16 protein-coding genes, 1 tRNA gene and 1 pseudogene are annotated in these 16,582 nt (G+C 58.8%); 14 read left to right on the top strand and 4 right to left on the bottom strand.

The features are described 5' to 3' along the window. Positions 1–213 precede the first annotated feature (213 nt). From speE to ACM6IT_RS05910, 6 genes are all read left to right on the top strand, one after another. Positions 214–1,089, top strand: a complete 876-nt coding sequence (speE, locus tag ACM6IT_RS05935) for a polyamine aminopropyltransferase (RefSeq protein WP_056721843.1) — start codon at positions 214–216, stop codon at positions 1,087–1,089. Between the two features lie 265 nt (positions 1,090–1,354). Continuing rightward, positions 1,355–1,588, top strand: coding sequence for a hypothetical protein (locus tag ACM6IT_RS05930; RefSeq protein ID WP_056721845.1), 234 nt, complete (start codon positions 1,355–1,357; stop codon positions 1,586–1,588). A 210-nt stretch (positions 1,589–1,798) separates the two neighbouring features. Next, the gene (locus tag ACM6IT_RS05925; RefSeq protein ID WP_007971898.1) at positions 1,799–2,143 is read left to right on the top strand and encodes a ribonuclease E inhibitor RraB; all 345 of its coding nucleotides are present in this window, start codon (positions 1,799–1,801) and stop codon (positions 2,141–2,143) included. A 365-nt stretch (positions 2,144–2,508) separates the two neighbouring features. Continuing rightward, the gene (locus ACM6IT_RS05920) at positions 2,509–3,918 is read left to right on the top strand and encodes a circularly permuted type 2 ATP-grasp protein (protein WP_056721849.1); all 1,410 of its coding nucleotides are present in this window, start codon (positions 2,509–2,511) and stop codon (positions 3,916–3,918) included. Between the two features lie 12 nt (positions 3,919–3,930). Next, on the top strand, positions 3,931–4,881 hold the full coding sequence (locus tag ACM6IT_RS05915) for an alpha-E domain-containing protein (protein WP_007971901.1): 951 nt from the start codon (positions 3,931–3,933) through the stop codon (positions 4,879–4,881). Further along, entirely contained in the window at positions 4,878–5,687 is an 810-nt protein-coding gene (locus ACM6IT_RS05910; RefSeq protein WP_056721851.1) for a transglutaminase family protein, read from the top strand. The genes ACM6IT_RS05915 and ACM6IT_RS05910 overlap by 4 nt, the downstream gene beginning before the upstream one ends. A gap of 105 nt (positions 5,688–5,792) precedes the next feature. Here ACM6IT_RS05910 and ACM6IT_RS05905 read toward each other — a convergent pair whose 3' ends face one another. Next, positions 5,793–6,614: a c-type cytochrome gene (locus tag ACM6IT_RS05905; RefSeq protein WP_056721853.1), complete on the bottom strand. Its 822-nt coding sequence runs from the start codon at positions 6,612–6,614 to the stop codon at positions 5,793–5,795. 593 nt (positions 6,615–7,207) lie between these two features. Here ACM6IT_RS05905 and ACM6IT_RS05900 point away from each other — a divergent pair. The 3 genes from ACM6IT_RS05900 to ACM6IT_RS05890 all read left to right on the top strand — a co-directional run bounded on the left by ACM6IT_RS05900 (position 7,208) and on the right by ACM6IT_RS05890 (position 11,406). Then, positions 7,208–8,413: an acetyl-CoA C-acetyltransferase gene (locus ACM6IT_RS05900; protein WP_056721855.1), complete on the top strand. Its 1,206-nt coding sequence runs from the start codon at positions 7,208–7,210 to the stop codon at positions 8,411–8,413. 24 nt (positions 8,414–8,437) lie between these two features. Further along, positions 8,438–10,582, top strand: coding sequence for a 3-hydroxyacyl-CoA dehydrogenase NAD-binding domain-containing protein (locus ACM6IT_RS05895; RefSeq protein ID WP_414917688.1), 2,145 nt, complete (start codon positions 8,438–8,440; stop codon positions 10,580–10,582). 95 nt (positions 10,583–10,677) lie between these two features. Continuing rightward, positions 10,678–11,406, top strand: coding sequence for an amidotransferase (locus ACM6IT_RS05890; protein WP_414914668.1), 729 nt, complete (start codon positions 10,678–10,680; stop codon positions 11,404–11,406). Positions 11,407–11,528: 122 nt separating this feature from the next. Here the strand turns inward: ACM6IT_RS05890 and ACM6IT_RS05885 are convergent, their stop codons facing one another. From ACM6IT_RS05885 to ACM6IT_RS05875, 3 genes are all read right to left on the bottom strand, one after another. Then, the gene (locus ACM6IT_RS05885; protein WP_056721861.1) at positions 11,529–12,500 is read right to left on the bottom strand and encodes a magnesium and cobalt transport protein CorA; all 972 of its coding nucleotides are present in this window, start codon (positions 12,498–12,500) and stop codon (positions 11,529–11,531) included. 160 nt (positions 12,501–12,660) lie between these two features. Beyond that, on the bottom strand, positions 12,661–13,383 hold the full coding sequence (locus ACM6IT_RS05880) for a lysophospholipid acyltransferase family protein (RefSeq protein ID WP_056721863.1): 723 nt from the start codon (positions 13,381–13,383) through the stop codon (positions 12,661–12,663). Positions 13,384–13,597: 214 nt separating this feature from the next. Continuing rightward, the gene (locus ACM6IT_RS05875; RefSeq protein WP_008048453.1) at positions 13,598–14,287 is read right to left on the bottom strand and encodes a crotonase/enoyl-CoA hydratase family protein; all 690 of its coding nucleotides are present in this window, start codon (positions 14,285–14,287) and stop codon (positions 13,598–13,600) included. Positions 14,288–14,595: 308 nt separating this feature from the next. Between ACM6IT_RS05875 and ACM6IT_RS05870 the strand changes: the two genes are divergently transcribed. The 5 genes and pseudogenes from ACM6IT_RS05870 to ACM6IT_RS05850 all read left to right on the top strand — a co-directional run bounded on the left by ACM6IT_RS05870 (position 14,596) and on the right by ACM6IT_RS05850 (position 16,475). Next, positions 14,596–14,685, top strand: a tRNA-Ser gene (locus tag ACM6IT_RS05870). 290 nt (positions 14,686–14,975) lie between these two features. Then, positions 14,976–15,629 (top strand): hypothetical protein, encoded by a 654-nt coding sequence (locus ACM6IT_RS05865; protein ID WP_156385704.1) that lies wholly within the window; start codon positions 14,976–14,978, stop codon positions 15,627–15,629. A gap of 16 nt (positions 15,630–15,645) precedes the next feature. Then, positions 15,646–15,823 (top strand): annotated as a pseudogene (locus ACM6IT_RS05860) (6-aminohexanoate hydrolase); the annotation flags it as partial. Further along, entirely contained in the window at positions 15,820–16,140 is a 321-nt protein-coding gene (locus ACM6IT_RS05855) for a YbjQ family protein (RefSeq protein WP_414914670.1), read from the top strand. The pseudogene ACM6IT_RS05860 and the gene ACM6IT_RS05855, both read left to right, overlap by 4 nt. Positions 16,141–16,286: 146 nt before the next feature. After that, positions 16,287–16,475, top strand: a complete 189-nt coding sequence (locus ACM6IT_RS05850; protein WP_056722301.1) for a hypothetical protein — start codon at positions 16,287–16,289, stop codon at positions 16,473–16,475. The last annotated feature ends 107 nt before the right edge of the window (positions 16,476–16,582 follow it).

Below are 16,582 nucleotides of genomic sequence, written 5' to 3'. Positions count from 1 at the left end.
GAAGAACGATTACGCGGTTCGCCGACAAACCGAGTTGCCTGCTTCGCGAGCAAGCCCGCTCCCACAGGATTGTGGCAAGTCGAACAAGTGGGGTTCGACCTGTCATGTTCCGCGACGTAGAATGCGCGCCTTTCCCGGTCAATCGAGACACTCGATTGGCCATCATGGGCGGGTAACCGTCCGTTGCCACCCGCATTCATCGGAGCACTTCCCATGAGCAACACCCCGACCAGCGACTACCTGGAAACCCTCTACGAAGGCTACGGCCAGCGTTTTCGCATGGAAAAACTGCTGCACGAAGTGCGCACCGAGCACCAGCACCTGGTGATCTTCGAAAATCCGCGCATGGGCCGCGTGATGGCGCTGGACGGCGTGATCCAGACCACCGAAGCCGACGAATTCATCTACCACGAAATGCTGACCCACGTGCCGATCCTGGCGCACGGTGCGGCCAAGCGCGTGCTGATCATCGGCGGCGGTGACGGCGGCATGTTGCGTGAAGTGGCCAAGCACCGCAGCGTCGAGCACATCACCATGGTCGAGATCGACGGCACCGTGGTCGACATGTGCAAGGAATTCCTGCCGAATCACTCCAAGGGCGCGTTCGATGATCCACGCCTGAACCTGGTGATCGACGACGGCATGCGTTTCGTCGCCACCACCACTGAAAAGTTCGACGTGATCATTTCCGACTCCACCGACCCGATCGGCCCGGGTGAAGTACTGTTCTCGGAAAACTTCTACCAGGCCTGCCACCGCTGCCTGAACGAAGGCGGCATCCTGGTGACCCAGAACGGCACGCCATTCATGCAGATCGAAGAAGTGAAGACCACCGCCGGTCGCCTGCGCAGCCTGTTCCCGGACTGGCACTTCTATCAGGCCGCCGTGCCGACCTACATCGGTGGCTCGATGACCTTCGCCTGGGGCGCCACCAATACCGCTTATCGCAAGTTGTCCCGCGAAACCCTGCAACAGCGCTTCACGGGCAGCGGCATAGTCACCCGCTACTACAATCCTGAAATCCACATCGGCGCCTTCGCCTTGCCTCAGTACGTGCTGCAGGCGGTGAACAAGCCAAGCAACGACTGATAGGCTGAAACACAAAACCTGTGGGAGCGGCGGTGCGGCGATCCGACTTGCTCGCGAAGAGGGACGGTCAGCTGAAATCAAGCTGGCTGACACACCGCTTTCGCGAGCAAGCCCGCTCCCACATGGTTTGCGCTTGGCGGGTTACAAAGGGTGTTGAGAGTGATTTTCACATCCGTCGACGTGTTTGACTCGGCGGAACAATTAGTCAGCTAACAAGGTCGAGATAGAGGTAAGCCCATCCATGGGTTTTATCGAGGAGGCACCAATGCAAAAGTGGAAAGTCACTTTCGTGGATGATCATGGCGAAACCATCGACGAAGTCTTTGAGTGCACCGAGCGCCCGGACTACGAGCGTGCTGCCAAGCTCATCAAGGCCCGGCTTCTTCCTGTCGCCGCCGAACTGGATCTGAACGATCTGGAAGGGCGGACCAATGACGCGAGCGTCAAAGAGCTCAAGTCGCAGAACAGCATTCAAATCCTCGACATTACTCCAATCTGAACGATACCTGTCGCATTCACATCCAGGCCTTGGCAGAGGCTCTATCTTGAGGCTACTCTGCAAGCGAGATCAGCGAATGAATCGCTAAGGTCTGGTCTTGTCAGCTCCATGCTTGTTTCCCGCCGGCACATCGTTTGCCGTCGCTCGCGCTGTTCGGTTGCGGGTGAGGGAGTACGGAAAGTCTATCCATCGTTTTGAGGAGGACGTTTCATGAGCACAGCCTATCAAGAAGACATCAGCAGCAGTGTGCTGCGCCGCATGAAAGAAGGCGGTTTTGACTTTTCCCGGTTTCATCCCATCGAGTTCTACGCCATTTTCCCGGACGAGGAGCGGGCACGCAGGGCGGCAGGTCATTTCCACCGTGGTGAATCCCTGGATGCGCAAGTCAGTGTGCGCGACGACGGCGCCTGGGCGCTGGAACTGTGCAAGGTCATGTATGCCACCTACGACGATATCGGCGACTTCGAACAGGGTTTCGAAGCAGTGGTCGAGCCTCTGGGCGGCATTATCGAAGGCTGGGGTGTGAAACAGGAGGTACGAGGGCGACTCGCATAACCTTATGAACAGTGACAACCAGCAATGACGGCTGACCTTCGGGTTGGCCGTTTTCATTTGTGGGCGCTGGACACCAAAAAAAAGCCGCCAGGGCAGGCGGCTAAAAGGGAAGTTCGGTGAGCTTTTCAGCGAATGCCTGGATTATCCGCATCCGTTGCCGGGCAGTGAAATCAACTCTGGCTATGCTGGTGATAGGCGACCACCACGCCTTGCAATGAAGCGGGGGCGATCAGGTTGGGGCATTTACCGCACAGGATTGGTGCGGCGCGTGCGCGTTGATTACCCAACTGATTGAAATTTAAGCGTTTATGCCGATGGCACGGGCCTTGCGAAGGTCTGGACGTCCGAGTGACAAGGAGTACGGCATGATCCGCACCTATTTTGATGAGATGTACGATGCCGGCGGCCAGGTCCGCCCGCATTATCGGGAGTTTGCCCGTTGGCTGGCCGAGACGCCTGACGAGCTTCTGGCACAACGGCGACGCGAGGCCGATCTGCTGTTTCATCGCGCCGGGATTACTTTCACGCTCTACGGTGATGAGCAAGGGACAGAGCGCCTGATTCCCTTCGACACCATCCCCCGCAGTATCCCCGCCAGCGAATGGCGGATAGTCGAGCGCGGGTGCATCCAGCGGGTCAAGGCGTTGAACATGTTCCTCGCCGACCTTTATCACGAGCAGCGCATCATCAGGGCCGGCATCATTCCGGCCGAGCAGGTGCTGGCCAACGAGCAGTACCAGTTGGCGATGCAAGGGCTGGATCTGCACCGCGATATCTATTCGCACATCTCCGGCGTCGACCTGGTACGCGACGGCGACGGCACCTACTACGTTCTTGAAGACAATCTGCGAACACCGAGCGGCGTCAGCTACATGCTCGAAGACCGCAAGATGATGATGCGCCTGTTCCCCGAGCTGTTCGCGGCGCAACGCATTGCCCCCATCGACCACTACCCGAACCTGCTGCTCGATACCCTGAAAAGCTCAAGCCCGATCGATAACCCGAGCGTGGTGGTGCTGACGCCGGGGCGCTTCAACAGTGCGTTCTTCGAGCATGCGTTCCTGGCGCGGGAAATGGGCGTGGAGCTGGTGGAAGGCGCGGACCTGTTCGTGCGTGACGACAAGGTCTACATGCGAACCACCGACGGGCCGAAAGCCGTCGACGTGATCTACCGTCGCCTCGACGATGCGTTCCTCGACCCGCTGGCATTCAACCCGGAATCGATGCTCGGCGTGCCGGGGCTGCTGTCGTCCTACCGTTCCGGCAACGTGGTGCTGGCTAATGCCATCGGCACGGGGGTGGCGGACGACAAGTCGGTGTACCCGTTCGTTACCGACATGATCCGTTTCTATCTCGATGAAGAGCCGATCCTGAAGAACGTTCCTACGTGGCAATGCCGTAATCCCTCTGAGCTTTCCCACGTGCTGGCCAACCTTCCAGAGTTGGTGGTCAAGGAAACCCAAGGCTCCGGCGGGTACGGAATGTTGGTGGGGCCGGCGGCGACGGCGGCGGAAATCGAAGCTTTCCGCGCGCGGATCATCGCCAAGCCCCATGCATATATCGCGCAACCGACGCTGTCGCTGTCGACCTGTCCGACCTTTGTCGAAAACGGCATTGCGCCACGCCATATCGACTTGCGGCCGTTTGTCCTGTCGGGTCGTGAAACCCGGGTCGTGCCCGGCGGCTTGACCCGTGTCGCCTTGCGCGAAGGCTCCCTGGTGGTCAACTCCTCCCAGGGTGGCGGAACCAAGGACACCTGGGTGGTCGAGGATTAAAGGAAGCCTGTCATGTTAAGTAGAACTGCCTCGGATCTGTATTGGATGTCACGTTATCTGGAGCGGGCGGAAAACCTCGCCCGGATGCTCGATATCAGCTATTCGCTGTCGCTGATGCCGCAGGACGGTCGCGGCGACGGTTTGCACGAACTGGCCATGCCGCTGTTGATCACCGGCACCCTGGACGATTACCTGGAGCGCCATGGCGAGCTGCATGCCGAACGCCTGCTGCATTTCTTTGCCCTGGATGCGGCCAACCCGGCGAGTATCTACAGCTGCCTTGGTGCCGCACGTGCCAGCGCCCATGCGGTACGTGGGCGCATCACCGCCGACATGTGGGAAAACATCAACGCCACCTGGCTGGAAATTCGCGGCATCGCCGAACAAGGCCTAAGTCGCTACGGCATGAGCCGTTTCTGCGAGTGGATCAAGGAACGTTCCCACCTGTTCCGGGGCGCGTCCTACGGCACCATCATGCGTAACGATGCGTTTCGCTTCATTCGTCTGGGGACCTTTATCGAACGGGCGGACAACACCTTGCGCCTGCTCGATGCCCGCTACGAAATGGCCGGCGACCAGGCCGAAGCGGTCAGCGATGGCACCGCTCACGCGTATTACCAATGGAGCGCGTTGTTGCGGGCGTTGTCGTCGTTTGAGGCCTACACGGAAATCTACCGCGACGCCCCCGGCGCCCGGCATGTTGCCGAATTGCTGTTGCTGCGGGCCGATGTACCGCGATCCCTGCGCGCCTGCACCGAAGAAATCGACCAGATCCTCGCGCAATTGCCGGGGGCCAACGGTCGTCCCGCACAACGCCTGGCGGCGGAAATGGACGCACGCCTGCGCTACACCGGCATCCATGAAATTCTCGAAGAAGGCCTGCACGCCTGGCTGACCGAGTTCATCCCGCTGGTGCGCCAGTTGGGTAACGCGATTCACAGTTCTTATCTGGAGGCCGCATGAGACTTTCCATTAGCCACGAGACCACCTATCACTACGAAGACAAGGTGCGGGCGAGCATCCAGTATCTGCGCCTGACTCCCCACGACAGCGAGCGCCAGCACGTGCTCAGCTGGCAGCTCGACCTGCCGCGTCCGGTGCGGGCGCAGCTCGATCCGTTCGGCAACATCCTGCATGTGCTGACCATGGACGAGCCCCACGAGGCGATCATCATCGGCGCCCGTGGCCAGGTCGATATCGACGAATGGCGTGAGGCCGAACACGAGAGCCAGTCGGCACTGCCGTTTCTGCGCTTTACCCGTTTGACCGAAGCCGACGCCGCCCTGCGGGCGTTTGCCGAGAAGGAATGCAAGCAACGCCGCGACCGCACGGCGCTGATCGATCTGATGCACGGCCTCAACCAGCATATGACCTACACGCCGGGCTCCACGGAAGTGGATACCAGCGCGGCCCAGGCCTTTGCCGGAGGCTCCGGCGTGTGTCAGGACCACACCCACGCGTTTCTCGCCTGCACCCGCAGCCTGGGCATTCCAGCGCGGTATGTGTCGGGCTACCTGTACAGCGAGAACAGCGAACATCTGGCCAGTCACGCCTGGGCGGAAGCCTGGCTGGATGACGCCTGGTACAGCTTCGATGTGACCAACGAACTGGCGCGACCGGAGCGGCACCTGAAACTGGCGGTGGGCCTGGATTACCTGGATGCCTGCCCGGTGCGCGGGATGCGCCGGGGCGGCGGGTGTGAGCAGATGCACGCCAAGGTGCTGGTTTCACCGACGCCGGTGCCGGTGATTTCTGTGCAGCAGCAATAATCTGATGGATCACCCTTGTAGGAGCTGCCGCAGGCTGCGATCTTTTGATTTTCATAATAAAGATCAAAAGATCGCAGCCTGCGGCAGCTCCTACGAGGACGTGTGTCAGGGCTTAACCTTGCGCCCAACCATATGCTGCAAATACCCCACCAGCATCCCCAGATCCCCATCCGGCAACACCTCGGCCGGGAACCCGGGCATCTTCGCCTGCGGCCACTGACGCAAACTTTGTGGATCGCGAATGTAGCGCTTGAGGAAGTCCGCGCCGAAGTACTCGGTCGGGTTGTACGGAATATTCAGGTCCGGCCCGAATTGCGCATCCCCGGCGCCATTGAGTCGATGGCAGGCCAGGCAGTTCTTCTGGAACAACGCAAAGCCCTTGTTCACCGGATCATCCGCCTTCAATGCCGGATCGGGCAGCAGGGCAGGGAAGCGCTCGGTGACGGGCGCCAGGCGTTTGATGCTTGCCACCTGGAACGGCCATTGTTCGGGGCTGATATTGCCTGCCTGCGGATTGCTCCAGACCAGATAGAACGGTCCGGCGCCCGGCTTGCCTTCCGATAGCGGTGGCCAGGGTTTGGCTGGGTCTTCAATCGCCAGCCACGCCTGTGCACCCTGGGTTTTGAGCAACGGCGCGGCTGTCATTTCGGCGGCAAAGCCATCCAGCGCCACGGCCTGCAGGTGGTCTTCAGGCTTGATGCCGTCCAGCAGTGCGGACAGCGGCACGGCGCGGTAACTCATGTCCCGCTTGTAGGAAACGTCGTTGCTGATGTTGATGGTTTGGACCTGAGGATGCTTGAGCAATTGCTCGGTCTGCCAGGTGCGACTGTTCGCGCCCAGCTCCAGGTTCAGTTGTGCGGCATACAGGGGCGAGCCGAACAGCGTGGCCCCAAGCAGAATGAGCATTTTCAAGTGATCGCCGTCCATGTCGTGCAGGTGCCGCAAAGATTGGCACAGCCACGCTGGCCCGGGTAGCGGGCCAGTCACATTTTGAGAGTGGCAATTCAAAAACTGTGACGCCGTATCTTTTAGACGCGACTAGCCGATGACCTTGGTCAGGTTCGGCAATATCAACAACAGCGTGGTGGCGAAAAGGATGAGCCCGGCTTGACGAACTTTCGATTGTTTGAACATGGCTTGACCGCCTTTTTTGTTATTTCCTGATGCCTGCCCGCATAGCTCCATGATGGCAGCGCGTTGCACTTCCTGTAGTGACGAGCGCCTCGGCAAAACCCGACGACAACTTCGTACAAGTTCACCTTAGAGCCCGCGTTAAGCTTGGCTTAGATCCATTTCGTATGGTGTTCTTGCGATTCGCTTTTAAAAAGGCATGAGGCATATTGCCAGCTTCTTTGGCGCCCGTTGGCTAGACAGCTTGGTGTCCTGAATGGTAGCTGACTACCGTTCGTCTGAGCGTGAGCGTCAACGTCTGTGAGCGCTGCGGTCATTGAATCAAACGCGGCTCGGGCCAAGAGTGGGCACTCGGTATTTACCCACCTGCACTGCGGTTCGAGGACGTCATGACCCAAGCATTGATTTTCGACGCGTTACGCACGCCCCGTGGCAAAGGCAAGGCTGATGGCGCCTTGCACAGCGTCAAACCGGTGAACCTGGTGGCCGGTTTGCTCACCGCACTGCAGCAGCGCACGGCACTGGACACCAGTCAGGTCGATGACGTGGTGCTCGGCTGCGTGACACCGGTTGGCGATCAAGGTTCCGACATCGCCAAGACCGCCGCTCAAGTGGCCGATTGGGATGTCAGCGTGGCGGGGGTACAGATCAACCGGTTCTGTGCTTCGGGGCTGGAGGCTGTGAACCTCGGCGCGATGAAAGTGCGTTCAGGCTTCGAAGACCTGGTGGTGGTCGGTGGTGTCGAGTCGATGTCCCGGGTGCCGATGGGCAGCGATGGCGGGGCCTGGGCGCTGGACCCGGCGACCAACCTGCACAGTCACTTCACGCCACAGGGCGTGGGTGCCGACCTGATCGCCACCCTTGAAGGCTTCAGCCGTCAGGATGTCGATGCCTATGCGCTGCATTCCCAGCAGAAGGCCGCGCGGGCGCGAGCCGACGGTTCGTTCAACAAATCGCTGGTGCCGGTGCAGGACCAGAACGGCATCATCCTGCTCGATCACGATGAGTTCATCCGCGCCGATTCGACCCTGGAAGGCCTGGGCAAGCTCAAGCCGAGTTTCGAGATGATGGGGCAGATGGGCTTCGATGCCACCGCGCTGCGGGTCTACAGCCATGTCGAGCGGATCAACCATGTTCACACCCCCGGCAACAGCTCCGGGATTGTCGATGGTGCGGCGCTGATGCTCATCGGCTCCGAAGCCAAGGGGCGGGCTCTGGGCTTGCAGCCCCGGGCGCGGATTGTCGCCACGGCAGTCACCAGCACCGATCCGACCATCATGCTTACCGGCCCCGCGCCAGCGACCCGCAAGGCGTTGGCCAAGGCCGGGCTGCGGGTCGAAGACATCGATCTGTTCGAGGTCAACGAGGCGTTCGCGTCGGTGGTGTTGAAATTCATCAAGGACATGGCCGTCGATCCGGACAAGGTCAATGTCAATGGCGGTTCAATCGCCATGGGCCACCCGCTGGGCGCCACCGGTTGCGCCATTCTCGGCACGCTGCTCGATGAACTGGAAGCCCGACGCCTGCGCTATGGCCTCGCGACCCTGTGTGTCGGCGGCGGCATGGGCATTGCCACCATCATTGAACGCCTCTGAGCCCGGACTTCAAGGAATCCAGTTATGAACGAAGCTATTCGTTACGAAAAAGGCCAGGACCAGATCGTCGTCCTGACCATCGACATGCCGGGCCAGAGCGCCAATACCATGAACGCGGTGTACCGCGAGGCCATGGCGGACTGCGTTGCGCGCCTGGTGGCCGACAAAGACAGCATCGCCGGTGTGATCATCACCTCGGCCAAGAAGACGTTTTTCGCTGGCGGCGACCTCAACGAACTGATCAAGGTCGGCAAACCCCAGGCCAAGGCCTTCTACGACATGGTGCTGAACCTCAAGGGCCAGTTGCGCGCCCTGGAAACCCTAGGCAAGCCCGTGGTCGCCGCGATCAATGGCGCTGCATTGGGCGGCGGCTGGGAAATCTGCCTGGCCTGTCATCACCGTGTGGCGCTGGACAACCCGTCGGTGCAACTCGGCCTGCCGGAAGTCACCCTCGGTCTGCTGCCGGGCGGCGGAGGCGTGGTGCGCATGGTGCGCATGCTCGGCCTGGAAAAAGCCCTGCCTTATCTGCTGGAAGGCAAGAAGGTGCGGCCACAACAGGCATTGCAGGCGGGGTTGATCGATGCGCTGGCAAGCGATCACGAAGACCTGTTGGCCAAGGCGCGGGAATGGATTCTGGCCAATCCGGCGGCAGTGCAGCGCTGGGACGTGAAGGGCTACCAGATTCCGGGCGGCACACCGTCAAACCCGAAAGTCGCCCAGATGCTGGCGATTGCACCCTCGATCCTGCGCAGCAAAACCCAGGGCACGATGCCCGCGCCAGAGAAAGTCCTCTGCGCGGCGGTCGAGGGCGCCCAGGTGGATTTCGATACGGCGCACCTGATCGAAACCCGCTACTTCACCGAACTGACCACCGGCCAGGTCTCGAAGAACCTGATCGGCACATTCTGGTTCCAGCTCAACGAAATCAATGCTGGCGGCTCGCGACCTCAAGGTTTTGCGCCTTATATCACCCGCAAGGTCGGCGTGCTCGGTTCCGGGATGATGGGCGCCGGTATCGCGTTTGTCAGTGCATCGGCGGGAATCGAGGTGGTACTCAAGGACATCAGCCTCGCGGCGGCTGAGAAGGGCAAGGCGCATTCGGCGGCGCTGCTGGACAAGAAGGTCGCTCGCGGACAAATGAGCATCGAGCAACGCGACACCGTTCTGTCACGCATTCAAACCAGCGAAAGCGATGCCGACCTGGCCGGTTGCGACCTGATCATCGAGGCCGTGTTCGAGGATCGAGATTTGAAAGCCAAGGTCTCGTTGGCCGCGCAGAAGGTCGTCGGCGCGGACGCGGTGATCGCCTCCAATACCTCGACCTTGCCGATCAGCGGCCTGGCGTGTGCCGTGCCCGACCAGAGCAAGTTTATCGGCCTGCATTTTTTCAGCCCCGTGGAAAAAATGCCGCTGGTGGAAATCATCAAGGGCGCCAATACCAGCGACGAAACCCTGGCACGCGGCTTCGATTACGTCCTGCAAATCAGGAAAACCCCGATTGTGGTCAACGACAGCCGCGGTTTCTTCACCTCAAGGGTGTTCGGCACCTTCACCAATGAAGGCATCGCCATGCTGGGCGAGGGCGTGAGCGCGGCGATGATCGAGACTGAAGCGCGCAAGGCCGGCATGCCGGTAGGGCCGCTGGCGATCTCTGACGAAGTGTCCCTCAGCCTGATGAACCATATCCGCCTGCAAACCGCCAAGGACCTGCAAGCAGAAGGCAAACCGCTGACAGAACACCCGGCATTTTCCGTGATTGACTTGCTGCTCAATGAATTCAAGCGTCCGGGCAAGGCTGGCGGCGGAGGTTTCTACGAGTATCCGGCGGGCGGCCAGAAACACCTGTGGCCTGAATTGAAAACCCGCTTCGAGAAAGCCGACGGGCAGATTTCGCCCAAGGACGTGCGTGATCGCCTGCTGTTCGTGCAAGCCATCGAAACCGTACGCTGTGTGGAGGAGGGGGTGTTGACCTCGACGGCGGATGCCAACGTTGGCTCGATCTTCGGCATCGGTTTCGCCGCCTGGACCGGCGGTGCGCTGCAGTTCATCAACCAGTACGGCGTGCAGGACTTTGTGGCCCGCGCCCAGTATCTGGCCACGCAGTATGGCGAGCGGTTCGCGCCACCCGCCTTGCTGCTGGAGAAGGCCGCCAAAGGGGAGGCGTTCTAAGGGGGAGATGATGCATTTCTGGGCTTGCCTTGTCACAGCGTTTCAAGGCAGGCTCTGGGGTGTGCATTATTCCCATCACGTGTCAGGTATTTTTTATGTCGTTACGCATCTGCATTCTGGAAACCGACCACCTGCGTCCGGAATTGGTTGACCAATATCAGGGCTACGGGCAGATGTTCAAACACCTGTTTTCGCAGCAACCGATTGCCGCCGAGTTCACCGTCTACAACGTGGTGCAGGGTGAATACCCAAGCGACGACCTGACGTTCGACGCCTACCTGGTGACGGGCAGCAAGGCCGACTCCTTCGGCACCGACCCGTGGATCGAAACCCTCAAGAAATATCTGCTGACCCGCTACGAGCGCGGCGACAAGTTGCTGGGCGTCTGCTTCGGTCACCAGTTGCTGGCGTTGCTGCTCGGCGGCAAGAGCGAGCGTGCGACCCAAGGCTGGGGCGTCGGCACTCACAACTACAAGTTGGCCGCCAAGGCGCCATGGATGAGCCCTGTGCGCGAAGAGCTGACGCTGCTGATCAGCCACCAGGACCAGGTCACGTCGTTGCCGGAGAACGCCACGGTCATCGCTTCCAGCGATTTCTGCCCGTTTGCCGCCTACCACATCAACGACCAGGTGCTGTGCTTCCAGGGGCATCCGGAGTTCATCCACGACTACTCCCGCGCCCTGCTTGAAATTCGCCAGCAGGCACTGGGTGAGCAGGTCTATTCCAAAGGTATCGCGAGTCTGGAACAGGAACACCATGGCACCACGGTTGCCGAGTGGATGATGCGGTTTGTCGCGCACAAGCCAGCAGCCAAAGCGTTATAAAAGCTAAAAGCTTCGCGAGCAAGCCCGCTCCCACAGTGGTTCTTTGGTGTTGCAGAGATCCAATGTGGGAGCGGGCTTGCTCGCGAATGGGTCCCCCCGGTTTTCAATGTAGACACACAGCCCTACAGCCACCCCGATTTCTTGAAACTCGCCCACAACCCCAGACAACCCACCGTAATAAACCCCAGCACCCCGAAATACCCGTAGTGCCAGGTCAACTCCGGCATGTTCTGGAAGTTCATCCCGTAGATCCCCGCCACCGCCGTCGGGAAGGCCAGGATCGCCGCCCAGGCCGCAAACTTGCGTTGCACCACGCTCTGGCGCGAGGCTTCCAGCAGCACCCCGATTTCAATCGTCTGGCTGGCAATATCCGCCAGCGTCGTCAGGTCTTCCATCTGCCGCGTTACATGAATCTGCACATCGCGAAAATACGGGCGCATGTTCTTGTCGATGAACGGGAAGCTCAGTCTCTGAAGTTCCTCTCCTATCTCGATCATCGGGGCCACATAACGACGCAAGCGCAACACATCGCGGCGCAGGCCATGCAGCCTCTGGATGTCGTAGTCATTCAGCGAGCCGCACAACACATTGCCTTCCAGCTCATCGATCTCCGCGTGAATGGCTTCGCCCATCGGCTGGTAGTTTTCGATCACGAAATCGAGGATGGCATAGAGTACGAAATCTTCCCCGTGCTCAAGCAATAGCGGACGCGCCTCACAGCGTTGACGGACATGGGCGTAGGATGCCGAGTGACCGTTGCGCGCAGTAATGATGTAGCCATTGCCGGCAAAGATATGCGTCTCGATGAACTTGAGTTTGCCTTCATCCCGGATGGGCGAATACGTCACGATGAACAGCGCATCGCCGAAGGTTTCCAGTTTCGGTCGGCTGTGTTTTTCCAGGGCGTCTTCAATCGCCAGTTCGTGCAGGTTGAACTGGCGTTGCAGGTTGTAGAGTTCCTCGGCGTTCGGCTCCTCAAGGCCGATCCAGACAAAATGCCCGGGCTTTGCCGCCCAGGCGGCGCCTTCGTCAAGGGTGATATTGGTAACTCTCTTACCGGCGCTATAAACCGCAGCAGCAACAACTCTACCCATGATGGTGGTTCACTTCTTATGGCAGCTTTCAATTGGCAGCAAATGCAATGGCAGTGTGGATCAGCTTAGCCTCGCAGTGTTTGAGAGTCAGTTAAATCTGCCGAGTTCTGGGCAAAGATGCGCAGGCAAAAGAAAACCCGCACCAGGCGGGTTTTGTTTTTCAGGCGGCTTGCAGTTGCCGGTCCATCGATTCGATGCATTCACGCATCTGCTCGCGGCACTGGGCGATCAGCAGGGGCATGTCGTCCAGGCTCAAACCGGCGGTGGGGATCGCCGGCAACGAGCGAATCAGGATTTTCCCGCTGCGCCAGCGGTTCAATTGCATGTGTTTGACGTAACTGCTGACACACACCGGGACAATCGGCACCCCGGCGGCAATGGCCATCTGAAAGGCGCCTTTCTTGAAGGGCAGCAAGTCCTCACCCAGGTTGCGCGTGCCTTCCGGGAAAACCCAGATCGAGGTGTCTTTGTTTTGCAGGGTGTGGGTGGTGGTCAGCATCGACTGGCGCGCCTTGTGCGCATTGCCACGGTCGATCAGTACATTGCCGGCCAGCCAGAACAACTGCCCGAACAACGGTACCCACTTCAGGCTCTTTTTGCCGATGCACACGGTACGGCGCGGCACCACGTTGCCGAACACAAACAGGTCATAGTTGGACTGGTGATTGGCGATGATCACGCAACTGTCGGGTTTATCCATCAACGGCCCGACTTCGGCCTTCACCCGCAAACGCAAAATACACATGGCCGGCCATGCGTACAGGCGTGCGCACAGGCGGCTGTTATCCGGATTGAATGGTCGACACAGGCCGAGAATCACTCCCAGCACGCCCGCCACGATAAAGTGCAGGCCCATCAATGACATACGGAACAAAAACAGCATCTACAGGCCCCACCGGGACAAAAGGTGGCGCAGTGTACGGATGTGCACTGTATTCGGCAATTGCTCCCAGGAAAGTGGGAGGTGGCCGATGTTTGAGCTGATGTTTCCGACTATTTGGTCAGATGCGGTCTAGAGCGTTTACAGACGTTTAACACGGACATGTATGAAAAAGCCCGACACGACGGTCGGGTTTTTCGTTGCAGCAGATCCGGGCTTAACCCAAATGTTCCTGGTCCTGGATGATCGCGTTGTCCAGGGCCTCCAGAAGCGCTTTGCGCACTTTCAGTTTGGTGTTCTTGTGCGCAGTCATGTTGATCTTCTTCAACTGACGAGCCGCCGCCAATGCCGCGCCTTGCAGTTCTTCAGGCGAAACCACGACATCAAGGAAACCGGCCGCCACGGCGCCTTGTGGATTGAACATCTCGCCGTTGACCACCGAGCGCTGCAACGCCACTTTGTTCAGGCGGTCACGGGCAATCTCGATGCCCGCGTGGTGCATGGTCATGCCAATCTGCACTTCGTTCAGGCCAATGCTGAACGCGCCTTCTACGCCGATGCGATAGTCGGCCGACAACAGCAGGAACGCGCCCTTGGCCACCGCATGCCCCGGGCACGCCACGATCACCGGGAAGGGGTGCGACAGCAGGCGGCGGGCCAGGGTCGAGCCGGCGGTCACCAGTGCCACGGCTTCCCTGGGGCCGGCCGTCATCACCTTCAGGTCATAGCCGCCAGAGAGAATGCCCGGCTGGCCGGTAATGATCACCACCGCACGATCGGTCACGGCCCGATCCAGCGCAGCGTTGAACTCGGCAATCACATCCGGGGAGATGGCATTGACCTTGCCATTGCTCAGGGTCAGGGTCGCGATACCGTCTTCGAGATGGTAGGAAATCAACTCACTCATGACGCTATTCCTTTCAATTAAGTTGGGCAGACGTTACCCACCGCCGCAGGCCAGGTAAAGCGCCGTGACTGACCCGCCAGTCACCCTTTGCCCGCCCGCCAGGCGTAGCCCGCCGTGCCTGCTGCGCATTCCCCTCTATATAGAAGAGGGCATGAAGCCGGAGATTGGCCGGTTTGCCATGGCCCGGAACGACCGGAAACGCTGAATCGCGTTAACCGCATGAAAATTCTGAAAAAAATGTTTGCCATCGGAAATGCTTTCGACTACATTAGCGCGCCTCGACAGACAGAACTTGTTTGAAGAGATACGGTGAAGTGTCCGAGTGGCTTAAGGAGCACGCCTGGAAAGTGTGTATACAGGAAACTGTATCGAGAGTTCGAATCTCTCCTTCACCGCCAAATTCTGTAAACACAAACCCCCGACTTTCCTGGAGAAAGTCGGGGGTTTGTGGTTTTTGGCGTCTGAAAAAGAGCGATAGGGAAATGCTGCCGGATCATGTTCCCGTTCGTATGCCCCATCTACTCCGCAATCCGGCCCCAAATACATCATCGCGCCGATATCCAAGCCAAAACGAAGCAAGCGTAAGGTCCTTCGCAACTCGCGGAGCTCTCCTACAGCCAGAGCGAGGGCGCCTCGATATGCTGCTTCCTATGCATGACACAGTTTTTGAATAGGGTTTTGCGCAAGAATGAGCATTGAAATAAAGAGCATGATCAAGGCTGCCGTGTTGATTTTTGCGGTGTGGCTTGCGCAGTTTCTCGAGCACGAGACTCTGACGGCTTTAATTTTTACGACTGTATTTTCATGTGGTGGGTATTTTGCTTTTTGCAACCGCAAGAATATCAGTGCTTTTGCAAAGAAATGGCCAAGCTCCCTAGCCTACACAGCAATCGTTTTTTACATTTGTAAAATCGTAGCGGAGAAAACCATCAACGCTACCACTGGAATTGAAGTCGAAAATATCAGGTACGCCTCGACAATCGGTGGTGTCATTTTATCTGTACCCATTTCACTGCTGTTGATCAGCATTTGCATGCTCGTCTGTTGGCAGATGAAGGCGTTGTTTGGTGTGCCGATTGGCGCGTCTGCCGAAGAACGCGTTCCAGGGTTGAAGATCTTCTTCATCGGGACCCTGATGGGAGCCGGCATGCTCGCTTCATCACAAGTTGATCCTTTAATCCGGTATGCGGTTCTCGCTGACGCGTCCAAGGTCACGACCTGCGGGCCAGTGGAAAATGACGTTGTCTACATCCGAAAAAACCCGGATACCTGTTCCAGGATCCACGTGAATCTTTTTAAGGGCATCTATGACTTCAGCGATGTACCGGCGAAATCCAACTGAAAGTTCAGAGGAGGGCGGGGTGTTCATGGCGCGTGGTGTCCATGGACAGCGCATCTACGTCGACCCGAAGGCCGAGAGGGGTCATCGTCCGCTACGCATCCCACCCGGTGGCCAGCAACTCGGCCAACGATCCCGTTACCTTGCCGGCGTTTGATGCGTTGGCTGAATATCTGAACAGGAAGGAGCATCAATGATCATCACCACGACCCACGCCATCGAAGGCCGGCAAATTACCGCCTACCTGGACATTGTCAGCGCCGAGTCGGTGCAAGGGATCAACGTTGTCCGTGACGTGTTTGCCGGGATGCGCGACTTTTTCGGCGGGCGCTCCCAGACACTGGAGCGAGCATTGAAAGAAGCACGCATTCAGGCCACCGACGAGATCAAGGAGCGGGCGCTGGCGATTCAGGCGGACGCGGTGGTCGGGCTTGATTATGAGATCAGCATGCCGGCCGGCAAGGGCGGGATGGTCGTGGTGTTTGTGACCGGGACGGCGGTCAAGTTGCGGTGAAAGGTCAGAAGCCATTCGTCGGTCACGGGAAAATCAGAACGGCAGGTCCGTTAGTGACCGGCTAGTCTGAAAAACCTTGGCGATTGATATTCTTTCAGGCAAACGGCTTGCCGGTGTCGATCGCGCGTTTTGAAAGGGGTGAAGAGATGGCTGATCCATATATCGAGGACGATGGCGCAGAATTTCCGATCAACAACTCCGTGCGGTGTGGTCAGACCCAGTATGTGGCCAGTTTCGGCGAGGACCAGACTGAGATCGACAAAATCAAGACCAGGGCGTGCCGGGTACTGAAGGGCAAATTTTTACCCAAGGTGACAGCACCGGTCCGGAAGTAATCGAGCGTGAGGCAGACCCCGTCAAAGAGCGGGGTTTTTCATGCCTGATAAGTTTTATGACATTTTTTTGAAGGGGGTGATTTTTCACAAACTTTTCACAGTGCCCT

It is taken from the genome of Pseudomonas sp. IT-P4, from assembly GCF_949767755.1.
GTDB lineage: Bacteria > Pseudomonadota > Gammaproteobacteria > Pseudomonadales > Pseudomonadaceae > Aquipseudomonas > Aquipseudomonas monachiensis.
The sequence above is the reverse complement of the archived record's forward strand: the minus strand, read 5'-3'. Positions and strand labels throughout refer to the sequence as shown.

What these genes read in the sequence shown, in the direction of transcription:
- speE (WP_056721843.1), top strand. Translation starts at nt 214, where the DNA reads ATGAGCAACACCCCGACCAGCGACTACCTGGAAACCCTCTACGAAGGC.
- ACM6IT_RS05930 (WP_056721845.1), top strand. Translation starts at nt 1,355, where the DNA reads ATGCAAAAGTGGAAAGTCACTTTCGTGGATGATCATGGCGAAACCATC.
- ACM6IT_RS05925 (WP_007971898.1), top strand. Translation starts at nt 1,799, where the DNA reads ATGAGCACAGCCTATCAAGAAGACATCAGCAGCAGTGTGCTGCGCCGC.
- ACM6IT_RS05920 (WP_056721849.1), top strand. Translation starts at nt 2,509, where the DNA reads ATGATCCGCACCTATTTTGATGAGATGTACGATGCCGGCGGCCAGGTC.
- ACM6IT_RS05915 (WP_007971901.1), top strand. Translation starts at nt 3,931, where the DNA reads ATGTTAAGTAGAACTGCCTCGGATCTGTATTGGATGTCACGTTATCTG.
- ACM6IT_RS05910 (WP_056721851.1), top strand. Translation starts at nt 4,878, where the DNA reads ATGAGACTTTCCATTAGCCACGAGACCACCTATCACTACGAAGACAAG.
- ACM6IT_RS05905 (WP_056721853.1), bottom strand. Translation starts at nt 6,614, where the DNA reads ATGGACGGCGATCACTTGAAAATGCTCATTCTGCTTGGGGCCACGCTG.
- ACM6IT_RS05900 (WP_056721855.1), top strand. Translation starts at nt 7,208, where the DNA reads ATGACCCAAGCATTGATTTTCGACGCGTTACGCACGCCCCGTGGCAAA.
- ACM6IT_RS05895 (WP_414917688.1), top strand. Translation starts at nt 8,438, where the DNA reads ATGAACGAAGCTATTCGTTACGAAAAAGGCCAGGACCAGATCGTCGTC.
- ACM6IT_RS05890 (WP_414914668.1), top strand. Translation starts at nt 10,678, where the DNA reads ATGTCGTTACGCATCTGCATTCTGGAAACCGACCACCTGCGTCCGGAA.
- ACM6IT_RS05885 (WP_056721861.1), bottom strand. Translation starts at nt 12,500, where the DNA reads ATGGGTAGAGTTGTTGCTGCTGCGGTTTATAGCGCCGGTAAGAGAGTT.
- ACM6IT_RS05880 (WP_056721863.1), bottom strand. Translation starts at nt 13,383, where the DNA reads ATGCTGTTTTTGTTCCGTATGTCATTGATGGGCCTGCACTTTATCGTG.
- ACM6IT_RS05875 (WP_008048453.1), bottom strand. Translation starts at nt 14,287, where the DNA reads ATGAGTGAGTTGATTTCCTACCATCTCGAAGACGGTATCGCGACCCTG.
- ACM6IT_RS05865 (WP_156385704.1), top strand. Translation starts at nt 14,976, where the DNA reads ATGAGCATTGAAATAAAGAGCATGATCAAGGCTGCCGTGTTGATTTTT.
- ACM6IT_RS05855 (WP_414914670.1), top strand. Translation starts at nt 15,820, where the DNA reads ATGATCATCACCACGACCCACGCCATCGAAGGCCGGCAAATTACCGCC.
- ACM6IT_RS05850 (WP_056722301.1), top strand. Translation starts at nt 16,287, where the DNA reads ATGGCTGATCCATATATCGAGGACGATGGCGCAGAATTTCCGATCAAC.